General features: G+C 63.8%; 12 protein-coding genes. 4 read left to right on the top strand and 8 right to left on the bottom strand.

Translation table 11 applies throughout. The annotated features are described in order from the left end of the window. Nucleotides 1-79 precede the first annotated feature (79 nt). The 4 genes from UP06_RS34560 to UP06_RS34575 all read right to left on the bottom strand — a co-directional run bounded on the left by UP06_RS34560 (nucleotide 80) and on the right by UP06_RS34575 (nucleotide 6,655). Nucleotides 80-940 (bottom strand): MaoC family dehydratase, encoded by an 861-nt coding sequence (locus tag UP06_RS34560; RefSeq protein WP_045008163.1) that lies wholly within the window; start codon nucleotides 938-940, stop codon nucleotides 80-82. A gap of 205 nt (nucleotides 941-1,145) precedes the next feature. After that, nucleotides 1,146-1,535: a Zn-ribbon domain-containing OB-fold protein gene (locus UP06_RS34565; protein ID WP_045008164.1), complete on the bottom strand. Its 390-nt coding sequence runs from the start codon at nucleotides 1,533-1,535 to the stop codon at nucleotides 1,146-1,148. Next, nucleotides 1,535-2,692 carry a thiolase family protein gene (locus tag UP06_RS34570; RefSeq protein ID WP_045008165.1) on the bottom strand — a complete coding sequence of 386 codons (1,158 nt, stop codon included), beginning with the start codon at nucleotides 2,690-2,692 and terminating at the stop codon, nucleotides 1,535-1,537. Before UP06_RS34570 ends, UP06_RS34565 begins: the two co-directional genes overlap by 1 nt. 471 nt (nucleotides 2,693-3,163) lie before the next feature. Further along, nucleotides 3,164-6,655 (bottom strand): indolepyruvate ferredoxin oxidoreductase family protein, encoded by a 3,492-nt coding sequence (locus UP06_RS34575; protein WP_045008166.1) that lies wholly within the window; start codon nucleotides 6,653-6,655, stop codon nucleotides 3,164-3,166. A 281-nt stretch (nucleotides 6,656-6,936) separates the two neighbouring features. Between UP06_RS34575 and UP06_RS34580 the strand changes: the two genes are divergently transcribed. After that, nucleotides 6,937-8,148, top strand: a complete 1,212-nt coding sequence (locus tag UP06_RS34580; RefSeq protein WP_045008167.1) for a cytochrome c — start codon at nucleotides 6,937-6,939, stop codon at nucleotides 8,146-8,148. Here the strand turns inward: UP06_RS34580 and UP06_RS34585 are convergent, their stop codons facing one another. Beyond that, complete coding sequence (locus UP06_RS34585) at nucleotides 8,149-8,799, bottom strand: trimeric intracellular cation channel family protein (protein ID WP_045008168.1); 651 nt, start codon at nucleotides 8,797-8,799, stop codon at nucleotides 8,149-8,151. It lies immediately after the preceding gene. A gap of 163 nt (nucleotides 8,800-8,962) precedes the next feature. On the opposite strand from UP06_RS34585, the gene UP06_RS34590 reads away from it, so the two are divergent. Further along, complete coding sequence (locus UP06_RS34590) at nucleotides 8,963-9,358, top strand: hypothetical protein (RefSeq protein WP_045008778.1); 396 nt, start codon at nucleotides 8,963-8,965, stop codon at nucleotides 9,356-9,358. Between the two features lie 61 nt (nucleotides 9,359-9,419). Here the strand turns inward: UP06_RS34590 and UP06_RS34595 are convergent, their stop codons facing one another. From UP06_RS34595 to UP06_RS34605, 3 genes are read right to left on the bottom strand one after another with little or no spacing between them, the layout of a single operon-like run. After that, nucleotides 9,420-10,229 carry an isocitrate lyase/PEP mutase family protein gene (locus UP06_RS34595; protein WP_045008169.1) on the bottom strand — a complete coding sequence of 270 codons (810 nt, stop codon included), beginning with the start codon at nucleotides 10,227-10,229 and terminating at the stop codon, nucleotides 9,420-9,422. A gap of 51 nt (nucleotides 10,230-10,280) precedes the next feature. Then, nucleotides 10,281-10,631, bottom strand: coding sequence for an antibiotic biosynthesis monooxygenase family protein (locus UP06_RS34600; protein ID WP_045008170.1), 351 nt, complete (start codon nucleotides 10,629-10,631; stop codon nucleotides 10,281-10,283). Nucleotides 10,632-10,653: 22 nt separating this feature from the next. Beyond that, entirely contained in the window at nucleotides 10,654-10,962 is a 309-nt protein-coding gene (locus UP06_RS34605; protein ID WP_045008171.1) for an NIPSNAP family protein, read from the bottom strand. A 149-nt stretch (nucleotides 10,963-11,111) separates the two neighbouring features. Between UP06_RS34605 and UP06_RS34610 the strand changes: the two genes are divergently transcribed. Then, a complete protein-coding gene (locus tag UP06_RS34610; RefSeq protein WP_045008779.1) occupies nucleotides 11,112-11,810 on the top strand; it encodes an ArsR family transcriptional regulator in 699 nt (232 codons plus the stop codon). A gap of 108 nt (nucleotides 11,811-11,918) precedes the next feature. Further along, the gene (locus UP06_RS34615) at nucleotides 11,919-12,926 is read left to right on the top strand and encodes an alpha/beta fold hydrolase (protein WP_045008172.1); all 1,008 of its coding nucleotides are present in this window, start codon (nucleotides 11,919-11,921) and stop codon (nucleotides 12,924-12,926) included. Nucleotides 12,927-13,036: the final 110 nt, after the last annotated feature.

Here is a 13,036-nt window from a genome sequence, read left to right on the forward strand (position 1 = left end):
GGTGGCTTCTCCCTGTTTTGTTTTTCGTGTCCCGGACGCGATGCAGCGTGAAACGCTGCGTCCGGGGCACGAGACTGAGCTAACCCAGCACCGTCCTGCCGCTCTTGATCACGGTCACCCCTCGCGACTTCACCTTGGCTTCGAACGAGATCGTGTTGCCATCCTTCCAGAGGTCCATGGTCACGGTCTCGCCGGGATAGACCGGCGAGGAGAACCGCGCGACGTGCTGGCGGAAGGCGGACGCATCATAATCGGCATAGGTCTGGAGCACACCGCGGCAGGTGATGCCGTAGGTGCACATGCCGTGCAGGATCGGTCGGGGAAAGCCGGCCTTCTTGGCGAACTCGGGATCGCTGTGCAGCGGGTTGCGGTCGCCGCAGAGGCGATAGACCAGTGCCTGGTCAGGGCGCGTGACGATATCGATCGTGCGATCGGGGCTGCGCGAGGGGATCTTGTGCGGATCGGGCTGGGTCAGGTTCGGACCGCCAAAGCCGCCGTCGCCGCGGGCGAAGCGCGAAGCGACCAGCGTTGCAAGCTTCTCGCCCTTCTCGTTCTTCAGCACGGTCTGGTGGCTGATCACCACGCCCTTGTCCTTGCCCTTGTCGTAGACCTCGACCACGGAGGAGTCCGCGGTGATGTGGGCAGACACCGGCAGAGGCTGATGGAAGGTGATGTCGCGCTCGCCGTCGACCACCATGACGCGATTGAGGTTCATCTCGCCCGGCCCTGCGCCCCATGCCGCAACGGAGGCAAACGTCGGCACCACCTTGAGCGGCCGCGGCGTCAACGTGCCCTCGTTCACGAAGGCGAGCTCCTTCTCGTCCATGGGATCGGCACCGAGGCCGATGCCGTAGGCGTAGAGCATCACTTCGCGATCGCTGTAGGCGTATTTCTGGCCGAGGTTCTTGAGGGTTTTGAGCTCTTCGTATCTGGCGGACATTTTTTGGTTTCCTCCCGACATTCTTCTCAACGAGCAGCGGCGCTCGTTAATGTTCCCTCTCCCCTTGTGGGAGAGGGCCACGAGAGCCGTCGGCAAACTCATTTGGGTGAGGGGTTGGGCTCCGCATTGAGAGTCTTCTTTGCGGAGCGATACCCCTCATCCGGCGCTTCGCGCCACCTTCTCCCGCAAGGGGAGAAGGAAGAAATCAGACCGGCGTGAAGAACGGCAAGGGCGCACCGTCGGTGGGCTTGAACACCACCTTCACCTTCTGGCCGATCTTCAGCTTTTCAAGATCGCAATCGACAAAGTTGGTCTGGAGCGAAGGCCCCTCCTTCAGCGTGACGTAGCCGATCGCGTAAGGGCCGGTCGGCGATTTCCGCATCAGGCTGTAAGTGTAGATCGTGGCCTCGCCCGAGCTCTCCTCCCACACCGTCTTGTCCGAATAGCAGAACGGGCAGATCGCACGCGGGAAGTAATGGGCTTCGCCGCAAGCGGTGCAGCGCTTGATCATGAACTTGCCCTGCTTCGCCGCGTCCCAGAACGCGGCTGTTTCGGGGTTGGTCACGGGAGCTGGATACTTCTTTGCTTCGCTCATCACACGCGCTCCAGAATGGCCGTCGAGGCGGCGTGGCGAACTCCCAAAAGGCCGCCGGTGCCGTGGGCGATCGCGAGATCGCAATTCTTGACCTGCACCTTCGGATGCGCCTCGCCGCGCAACTGCCTGACGGCCTCGAGAATCTTGGTCATGCCGCCGCGGTTGACGGGATGGTTGCTGCACAGGCCACCACCATCGGTGTTGAACGGCAGCTTGCCGACGCCCGAAATGAGATTGCCGTCGGCGACGAATTTTCCGCCCTCGCCCTTCTTGCAGAAGCCGAGGTCTTCGAGCTGCATCAGTACCGTGATGGTGAAGCTGTCATAGATCGAGGCGTACTTGATGTCCTTCGGCGTGATGCCGGCTTCCTCGAACGCGCGCGGGCCCGACCAGATGCCGGCGGAGTACGTGAGATCGAGATCCTTGCCGCCGCGCGGGCCCTTCATCGCCTCACCATGGCCGATCAGCTTGACCAAAGGCTTCTTCAGACTCTTGGCGATCTCGGGCGTGGTCACGATCAGCGCGCCGCCGCCGTCGGAGACGACGCAGCAATCCATGCGATGCAAGGGATCGGAGATCATCGGCGAGTTCAGGACGTCCTCGACGGTGACGACGTCCTTGAGCATCGCATGCGGATTGTATTGCGCGTGATGCGAAGCTGCGACCTTGATCCAGGCTAGCTGCTCTGAGGTGGTGCCATAGTCGTGCATGTGGCGCATGGCACACATGCCATAGGCATTGTGCGTGGTCGCGCCGTAAGCGGACTCGAAATCGGCCTCCGCGCCGGCGGCGCGCGGCGGCATCGCCCCGGTGCGTGGCTTGCCGGCGAGCGTGATCAGCGCGATCGAGCATTTGCCGGCGGCGATCGCCTCGGCGGCATGGCCGAGATGAATGATGTAGGAACAGCCACCGGTTTCAGTGGAATCGACGTGGCGGAGCTTTTTGGTGTTCAGCCCGAGATAATCGACCATCGGCCAGGCGCCGCCGGGCGCATCGCCCGCGCAGAAATAGCCGTCGACATCGTCCTTGCTGAGCCCGGCATCCTCGATCGCGCCTTTGGCGACCTCGGCGTGGAGCTGGGCTGTGGATTTGTCCGGCGCATGCCGGGTCGGGTGTTCAAAAATCCCGGCAATGTAGGCCTTGCCCTTGATGGTCAAAACAGAGGTCTCCGCTCGCGTTTCTTCTTGGCTCTTTTTTCTGAACCGCGGTGGCCTGCTTGGCAAGCTCGGAAATATTCCGTCGGGCGAGAGGGTAGCGGGTTGGCGCAAGTGGGCGTCGCCACGCCCTGGCGTCAGTACGAGCGTGGCGAAGCAATCCAGAATCTCTCCGCAGCGACAGTCGCAATGACGGAGTCCGAACGCTGACGCCGGTGGCCGCCACAGGCAGAGTCCTAAAGGTGTTTTGCCCGACGACACAAGCGATTTTCAATTTGGCGAAAACAACCCCATGCACAGTAGAACGGTGGTTGATTCTCCAACAGAAAATGTGGGCGGTCTTGTTGCCCCCGACGCAACGGATTGCAGACATCGTAGGGTGGGCAAAGCGAAGCGTGCCCACCTCCTCTCGCGCAATTTTGGTGAGATGGTGGGCACGGCGCTTTGCGCCTTTGTCCACCCTACGAAGCTTCCCTACTCCGCCGCGATCTGCCTTGGCGCCGGCGGCGGGCTCGCCAGATCGGCGGCGAGCTGGGCGTAGCGGACCTTGGCGTCTGCGACCGCCTTCTCCTTCACCGGGCCGTAACCGCGGATGCGGTCGGGCAGCGACAGCAGTTCGACTGCGGTGTCGATCGTGAGCGGCGACAGCAGGCCGAGCACGGTGGCGACGTCCTTCTCGTAGCCGACGATCAGGTCGCGCTCGAGCTTGCGGTCGGCGCTGCGACCGAAAATGTCGAGCGCCGTACCGCGCAGGAACTTGAATTTTGCAAGCACGCGGAAAGTCTTCAGCATCCACGGACCGAAGGCGCGCTTCTTCGGCCGGCCGAGTGTGTCGACACCACTGCTGAGGATCGGCGGCGCGAGATTGAAGCTGAACTTGAAGTCGCCCTCGAACTGATCGCGGAGCTGTTTTTCGAAGCCGCCGTTGGTGAAGAGGCGCGCGACCTCGTATTCGTCCTTGTAGGCGAGCAGCTTTGCGTAGTTGATCGCCACCGCACGCGGCAGCGCCTCATCATATCCGCCCTGCCTGGCGGCGTCGCTGACCTGATCGACCAGCTTGCGATAACGCTTGGCAAGGCGGCCGTTCTGATAGGCCGTGAGATGCGTGGCGCGATGCGCGATGACTTCATCGAGGGTCATGGCGTCCAGCGTCTTCGGCGCAACGACCTCGTCCGTGCCCTTCAGCATGTCGGCAAGGCGCGCAGGGTCCGCCACCGCGAGGCGGCCGAGGCGGAAGGCTTCCTTGTTCATCTTGATCGAGACGCCGTTGACCTCGATCGCCTGCTCGATCGCTTCCGCAGACAGCGGCAACAAACCCTTCTGATAGGCATAGCCCATCATCATCATGTTGGTGGCGATGCTGTCGCCGAGCAGCTGCTCGGCCGGCTTGGTGAAGTCGAAAAACACCGAGTCCTTGTGCAGCGCCGTCTCCAGCAAGCCGTTCAGCTTGCGGGTCTGGAAGTTGAAGTCGCGGTTGAGGATGAAGTCGGCGGTGGGAATGACGTGGCTGTTGATGATGCCGCGGGTACGGCTGGTGTCGCAAAGCGAGATGGTGTCCTTGGCGACCGCAACCACCTCATCGGCGGCGAGTACGACATCGGCCGTGCCGGTGACGATGCGCGAGCAGGTCACTTCGGCCGGATGATCCGACAGGCGGACGTGGCTGAGCACCGCGCCGCCCTTCTGCGCCAGGCCCGACATGTCGAGGATCATCGAGGCCTTGCCCTCGATATGCGCGGCCATGCCGAGCAGCGCGCCGATGGTGAGCACGCCGGTGCCGCCGACGCCGCCGACCGCGATATTGTAGGGCTTGTCGAGCGTCGGGCGCGAGGCCGGCTCCGGCAGCGCGCCGATGTCAGCCAGCTTCGCTGGCGCCCGCTGGCGCGGCTTGCCGCCGTCGATGGTGACGAAGGACGGGCAGAACCCCTTCAGGCACGAATAGTCCTTGTTGCAGGACGACTGGTTGATGGCGCGCTTGCGACCGAATTCAGTCTCCAGCGGCTCGACCGAGATGCAGTTCGACTGCACCGAGCAGTCGCCGCAGCCTTCGCAGACAGCCGGGTTGATCATGACGCGGCGCGCCGGATCCTCCATCGTACCGCGCTTGCGGCGGCGGCGCTTTTCGGCGGCGCAGGTCTGGACGAAGACGATCGCGGATGCGCCCTTCACCTTGCGCAGCGTTTTCTGAACCGTGTCGAGCTCGTCGCGATGCGCAGTCTTGACGCCGGGCGCGATCTCGCTCGCCGGATAGGCCTCGGGGTTTTCGGAGACCAGATAGATCTCGCGGATACCTTCCGAGTGGAGCTGGAAGGTGATCTGCTGTGGCGACAACTCGCCATCGACGTGCTGGCCGCCCGTCATCGCGGTCGCATCGTTATAGAGGATTTTGTAGGTGACGTTGGCGCCCGAGGCGATCGCCTGGCGGATCGCAAGGCTGCCGGAGTGGAAGTAGGTGCCATCGCCGAGATTGGCGAACACATGCTCTTCGTTGGTGAAGGGCGCAATGCCGACCCACGGTACGCCCTCACCGCCCATCTGGGTAAACGTCTCAGTCGAACGGTCCATCCAGAGCGCCATGAAGTGGCAGCCGATGCCGGCCATGGCGCGGCTGCCTTCGGGGACCTTGGTCGAGGTATTGTGGGGACAGCCGGAGCAGAAATACGGGGTGCGGGAGACAGGCGCGACCGCCTGCATCTGGGTCGCCTGGCGGCCGTTGAACCAGTCGGCCTTGACGCGGATCATCTCCGCAATCTCGGGATTGAGATCAAGTCGGAGTAGCCGCTCGGTCAGCGAGGTCGCGAGCGAGGCGACGCTGAGCTCGGCGGCAAAGGTCAGGAAGCGCTTGTCGTGCTCGTCCATCTTGCCGACGATGCGCGGACGGACGTCATCGCGCCAGTTGAACAGCTCCTGCTTGACCTGGTTCTCGACGATCTCGCGCCGTTCCTCGACGATGAATATCTCTTCGAGGCCAACCGCAAACTGCCGCACGCCTTCCGGTTCGAGCGGCCAGGGCATGCCGATCTTGTAGAGGCGAAGCCCAATCTTGGCGGCGACCTCTTCGGTGATGCCGAGCTCGCGCAGCGCCTGCCTCACGTCCTCATAGCTCTTGCCCGACGCCATGATGCCGAAGCGGGCGTTCGGCGAATCCATCGTGATGCGGTTGACCTTGTTGGCGCGCGCAAAGGCAATCGCGGCAAAGCCCTTGTAGTCCTGGAGGCGGCGGTCCTGCTCGAAACGGTCGTCGGGCCAGCGCAGATTGAGGCCGCCTTGCGGCATCTCGAAATCGGCCGGGATGATGAAAGGCTTCATCTCGTCGGTGAGGTCGATCTCGGCGGTGGTCTCCACCGTCTCCGTGATCACCTTCATGCCGACCCAACAGCCCGAATAGCGCGACATCGCGATTCCGAGCAGGCCCATCTCGATCATCTCGTGGATGCTCGAGGGGTAAAGATAAGGCATCAGCGCCGAGATGAAGGCGTGGTCGGACTGATGCGGGACGGTGGATGATTTGGCGCCGTGGTCGTCGCCGGCCAGAACCAGCACGCCGCCGTTCTTGGCCGAGCCTGCCGCGTTGCCGTGGCGGAAGACGTCGCCGCAGCGGTCGACGCCGGGGCCCTTGCCGTACCAGATGCCGACCACGCCATCATATTTGGCGCCGGGCGAGAGGTTGAGCTGCTGCGAGCCCCACACCGCGGTGGCGGCAAGGTCCTCGTTTACGCCGGGCTGGAACTTGATGTTGTACTGCTCGAGGTGCTTTCGCGCGGCGAAGAGCTGCTGGTCGTAGCCACCGAGGGGCGAGCCGCGATAGCCGGAGATGAAGCCCGCGGTGTTCAGCCCATTGGCACGGTCGCGCCGGATCTGGGCCATGGGCAGGCGGACCAGCGCCTGGATGCCCGTGGTGAAGACGTGTCCGGTGTCCTGGGTGTATTTCTGATCGAGACTGATCGGACCCTGGTTGATACCCATTGTTGTCCTCTTCCGCCCTTTTGAGCGCCTGGCTGCTTAAGCCGTTGCCTGCCCGTTGTTTTTAGCTAGGGCGCGCCGACCAACCCTGCCACTCTATGTCGGATATTTAACGCTCCGCATCACAAATCTGGGCGTGACGCGGCGACGGGAAAAAAACGCAATTTCGTGGCGGGAAAGGCATCGCGCATTTTCAGTTTGTGTCACCTTACCCCGCTGTCGCGCAACGACGTGACGCCGCTATAATCCGGCACTCGATGATTGGTCGCAGGAGAAGGCTTTCGATGCGGACGATTCTGGCTGTTGCGCTCTTGTGCAGTGCGGTTGCGCGTGCCGCCATGGCCGCTGAGCCGTCGCCGGAGCTGATCGCCTATGGCAAGACGCTGGTCGAGGCCGGCGATTGCGCGGGCTGCCACACCGCCGATCCCGCAAAACCCTTCGCCGGCGGAAAGCGCATCGACACGCCCTTTGGCGCGATCTATGCGCCGAACCTGACGCCCGACCGCGACACCGGGATCGGCGCCTGGACTGATGCCGATTTCACCCGCGCCGTGCGCTATGGCACCGCGCCGGACGGCTCGCTGTATTATCCGGCCTTCCCCTACCCTTATTTCACCCGGATGACGAAGGACGACACGCTGGCGATCAGGGCCTATCTCGGCACGCTCGCGCCTGTCGCCAGCCGCAACAAGCCGCCGGAGCTGCGCTGGCCGCTCAATTATCGCGGCCTGATGCGGGCCTGGAACTATCTGTTCTTCAAGCCCGGCCTGTTCGAGCCGGACCAGGGCAAGAGCGCGGCGTGGAATCGCGGCGGCTATCTCGTCACCGGGCTCGGCCATTGCGGCGCCTGCCACACGCCGAAGAACTATTTTGGCGCGGACAAGACTGCGCAAGCGTTGGCCGGCAGCGAGATCGGCGGCTGGTTTGCACCGCGACTCGATGGCGCCACACGGAGCGGGTTGCAGTCGTGGAGTGCGCAGGACGTTGCCGAGTATCTGCAAAGCGGCCGCAACGCCAGGAGCCATGCCGGCGGACCGATGGCGGAGGTGATCGTCAATTCGACGTCGAAGATGGGCGATGCCGACGTCCGTGCCATGGCGGTGTATCTGAAGGACCTGCCGCCGGTGCGGCGCGAGCCGAAGGTGACGCCGCCCGACGATGCCGAGATGGGTGCCGGCCAGGCCGTCTACGCAAAGCTCTGCATTGCCTGCCATGAGGCCGATGGCTCCGGCGCGCCGCGCATCTACCCACCGTTGCCGGGGAATGCGCTGCTGCAATCGATCAATCCGTCCTCCACCTTACGCGTCATCCTCGACGGTGCGCACACCGTGACGACGCCGCGCGCGCCCAACACCGGCGAGATGCCGGCCTATGCCAAGCAATTGTCCGACGAGCAGGTCGCGGCGGTGACGAACTACATCCGCAATTCCTGGGGCAATGCCGCGCCGCTCGTGACGCCGGCGCAGGTGGCGAAGGCGCGCAAGGAAGAACCCTAACTAGGGCCCCCGCTCCTCATCTCCGGTGAACACGAATTTCGGCATCTCCCATTTGTAGCGCACCGCCAGCAGGCGGAAGCTGATGCCGAGGATGAAGGTCAAAATCGTCCAGAGCTCGGCGTTGAGATTGAGGCCGAAGGCGGTGGCGTAGAACAGGCCGGTGACCACCGAGACGCTGGCATAGAGCTCGGAGCGGAACAGCAGCGGCACGTCGTTGCAGAGCACGTCGCGCAACACGCCGCCGGCGCAGCCCGTCACCATGCCGGAGACGATCACGATCGGCAGCGTGGCATCCATCTGCCAGGCGACATCGCAGCCGGTCATGGTGAAGACGACGAGGCCGATGGCATCGAGCACGATAAAGGCTAGTCGAAGCCGGTGCACGAGGCGTGCGAACAGGATCGTCAGCAGCGCCGCTGCGCCCGGCAGGACGAGATAGATCGGGTTCGCGACCCAGGCCAGCGGATAGTGACCGAGGAACAGGTCGCGCAGCGTGCCACCACCGAGCGCGGTGATGCTGCCGAGCAGACAGACGCCGACATAGTCCATGCTGCGCCGGCCGGCAGCCAGCGCCGCCGTCATGCCCTGCGCCGTCAAGGCGACCAGCGCCAGAAGATGCAGCACGCTATCGCTGGGCGGCAGGCTCCACATCGCTTTGTTCCCTCATTCCCCATGGAACTTACGTCCGCGGTTCCCCTCTGAACAGGTTCCCGATTCCCGACGCGGGGGCAACATGCGACGAAAGCATGAGATGCGCGGAACAGAATCTCGCGTCTGTGGGTTGTCAGGCCGCAATAAACGAGGAGACCTCATGATGGCTGACGACCGTTTTCCCAACGATCCGTATCGCCCCAACCTCGCCGACGATGAGTACCTTCGCGCGGCACGCCGGGACGGCGACTTTGTGGCTGATCCCGAGCTGGGTGAAGGCCCCGCCTCCAGCGGCAAGGTTGCCCTGTTTGCCGTGGCCGTCGCCCTGGTGCTGGGCGCCGTGTTCTATGGCTTGAACAATTCAAGTACCAGTAACCAGGCGAGTAACGCCCCGGCGACGCAGACCGCTCAGCAGACCGCGCCGGCCAATCCGGCCGCGCCTCCCGGCATGCGTGACGTGACGCCGCGCAATAACACCGGGCCGGGTGTGACTACGGGTGCGGCGCCGAGCAAGCCCGCGGCGCCTGATCCGGCTGCGCCGTCTGACGGCGCGAAGTAACAGTTCGCAATAACGCGAGAGAGCGGCGGGATCGAAAGGTCCCGCCGCTTTTCGTTTGGCGCTAGCTGAACATCTTGTTGATCTCGCCGCCGGGATAGCCGCTGCCAAGCTCCGTGAACGTCCCCTTCTCCGCCATCTCCTTTGCGGCGCGCATGAAGCCGCCCCAGGCCGCGCGGGCGAGCGAGCCGCCGACGCTGATCCGGCGCACGCCGAGATCGGCGGCTTCCTGCAACGACAGGCCGGGCGCACCGATCAGCAGGTTGAACGGCTTTGGTGCGACAGCCTTCACCACCGCCGCGATGTCCTCACGCGTTTTCAGGCCCGGCGCATAAAGACAGTCGGCGCCGGCGTCAGCATAAGCTGTAAGCCGGTCGATGACGAGCTTGAGGTCGGTCACGCCCCACAGATACGCCTCGCAGCGGCCGACCAGCATCGTATTGCTGTCGCCGATCGCCTTGCGCGACGCCTTGATGCGCTCGACCGCAAGCGTGCGATCGTAGATCGGCTTGTCCTTGTCGCCGGTGGAATCCTCGATCGACAGACCGGCGACGCCGGTGCGCACACAGCGCTCGACATTTTCCGCGACCTTATCCGGCTCGACGGCGAAGCCGCCCTCGAAATCCGCGTTCACGGGGATGTCGACCGCCGAGCACAATGCTGCCAGATGCTGACAGACATCTTCGACGGTGACACGGTTGTCGGCCTTGCCGATGGTCCAGGCAAAGCCGGCACTCGATGACGCAAGCGCCTTGAAGCCGAGATGCTGCAATGCCTTGGCACCGCCGACATCGACCGGATTGGGCAGGATGAAGCAGCCGCTGTCGTGCATTTTTTTGAATGTTGCGCGCTTGTCAGCAGTCGTCACATGCATGTTTCTCTCCCTTGTTAGCTGCGCGAACATAGGCACGCGTTGTCAAACACGCTAGTGCGCGTCGTGCACGGCGCGGCTGTCCTTCGGCGCCTGTTCGCGATCATTCATGCCGTAGTCGCGGATGACGCTGGCGATGCGCAGATGGTAGTCGGCAAAGATGTTGGCGCGGCCCTTGGCCTGGGTGCGCCGGTGCTCCATCGTGTTGCGCCAGGCTGCAACCGCCGCCTCGTCGCGCCAGAACGACAACGACAAAACCTTGCCCTTCTCGGTCAGGCTTTCAAAACGCTCGACCGAGATGAAGCCGTCGATGGTTTGCAGGATCGGCTTCAGATCGGCCGCGAGGTCGAAGTAGTCCTGGCGGTGTTCCGGCTTGGGCCAGACCTCGAAGATCACGGCGATCATGCGCGTCTCCTGTCGTTGATGGCTACAATACCACCTTGCGCAGGAACGTGCGCTCTTCGGCGAGGATGAATTTGTTCTCCTCGGCGAAATGGAAGTTGGCCATGCCATCGGAATCCTGCCGCAACCGCGCGCGATAGGCCTCGTAGGCGGCGAGGCTCTCGAAGGTGATCAGCGCGAACGCGATGTTGTTGGTGCCCTCATGCGGCATGAAATAGCCGATCAGGTCGCCACCGCATTTCGGGATGATGCTGAGCCAGCGTTTTGAGTACTCCTCGAACTGCGCGCGCTTGAAGGGATCGAGCTGGTAGCGGATGAAGACGGTGACGGACATGGCGGGCTCCTGATTTTTTCATTGCGACGCGCAAAGCCGCACCGTCGCCGCAGAAGCAGTCTGGATTGCTTCGCTGCGCTCGCAATGACGTGTCTATGGCCGCACGCTACCCGCTTGCCCGACCGCAATGCTTCGGCTACCATCGAAGCATGAAATCAGGACCCGACATCGCCATGATCGCCGCACTGGTCGGCGATCCCGCCCGCGCCAACATGCTCACGGCGCTGATGAACGGCCGCGCGCTGACCGCGAGCGAGCTGGCGCAGCAGGCCGGCATCACCCCGCAGACGGCGAGCTCGCATCTCTCCAAGCTCGAGGCCGGCGGGCTGGTCGAGCCCGAGAAGCAGGGCCGCCATCGCTACTACCGCCTCACCGACGATGACGTTGCCGGCGTGCTCGAAGGTCTCGCAGGCCTTGCCGCGCGCACCGGCCACATGCGCGTGCGCACCGGGCCGAAGGATCCGGAACTGCGGCGCGCGCGGATTTGCTACGACCACCTCGCCGGCGATCTCGGCGTGCAGATGCTCGATAGCTTGCGCGAGCGGCGCCTGGTCAAGCAGAAGAAGCAGGAGATCGAGCTGACGCCGGAGGGCGAGCGTTTTCTCGCCAAGCATTTGCAGATCTCGCCCGAGATGCTCACCCATCCGCGCCGCCCGGTCTGCAAGGCGTGCCTGGACTGGAGCGAGCGGCGCCATCATCTCGCCGGCACGCTGGGCGCTGCCATGATGCAGCGTTTTGCCGAGCTGAAATGGGCTGCGCGCGATGCCACCCCCGGCAGCCGCGTGGTGAACTTTACCCGCACCGGAGAGAAGCAGTTTGCCGCGCTGTTCGGCAACGGGCAGGACTGAACACACAATCGCGTGTGAACGATGACGCTTGTCATGGCCGGGCTTGACCCGGCCATCCACGTCTTTAATGCGGCTCGCAGCGACAGTTCTCATCAGAGCCTCTTCCTTATGAACCGCTTCCTCCCAGCCGCACTCGCCGCCGCCCTCCTCGCCTCCCCGCTCGCATCCCACGCCGCCGACGCACCCCAACGCGAGCCCTACGGCATCGCGCTCGAAGGCTTTGCCTATCCCTACCCTGTGCAGCTGCTGCCGGTCGTCGATGACGGCGAGCAGCTCAGCATGGCCTATATGGACGTGGCGCCAGCGCAGCCGAACGGCCGCACCGTGGTGCTGCTGCATGGGCGCAATTTTCCGTCGAGCTATTGGGCGCCTGTCATCAAGATGCTGAGCGAGGCCGGTTTCCGCGTTGTGGTGCCGGACCAGATCGGCTTCGGCAAATCCTCCAAGCCGCAGGGCGAATTGCACTTCGACACGCTGGCGCGCAACACCATCGCGCTGCTCGATCACTTAGGGATCGCCAAAGCCGAGATCGTCGCGCATTCGCTCGGCGGCATGCTCGGGGTGCGCATTGCCCGCGCCTATCCGGATCGCGTCGCGCATCTGGTGTTGACCGCACCCATTGGGCTCGAGGACTACCGCCTCTACGTGCCGCCGACGCCCACCGAAAAAATCATCGAGGCCGAGGACAAGCTCACCGCCGACGGCTACCGCAAACAACTCCAGACCAACTACGCGATCAAGCTGCCACCCGATCAGATCACGCCGTTCATCGACGCCCGCTTCAACATCAAGGGCAGCCCGGACTATGCGCGCTGGCTGCGCGCCTTCGTCAGCTCGGGCCAGATGATCTATCGCGAGCCGGTGGCGCACGAGGTTGCGCTGATCACGGAGCCGACGCTGTTCATCATGGGCGCCGACGACCACAACGCGCCGGGCCGACCGAATGCGCCGGAGGCACTGCGCGCAAAAATGGGGCAGAACGCCGAGCTCGCGAAGGCGCTGGCTGTGAAGATGCCGGATGCGCGGGCGGAGGTGATCCCCGACACCGGCCACCTCGTCTTCCTGGAGGCGCCGGAGAAGTACAAGGAGCTGGTGCTGGGCTTTCTCGGCCGCTAGCGCCATCGCTGTCGCCTGAAGCAGGATGCCCGCAGCGTTCATGCCGCATTCAGGTCATGATTGGCAGGTTTGGATCGCACCGTGTCGACACGCCCCACTAAATTTAATGT

It is taken from the genome of Bradyrhizobium sp. LTSP857 (genome assembly GCF_000938285.1).
GTDB lineage: Bacteria > Pseudomonadota > Alphaproteobacteria > Rhizobiales > Xanthobacteraceae > Bradyrhizobium.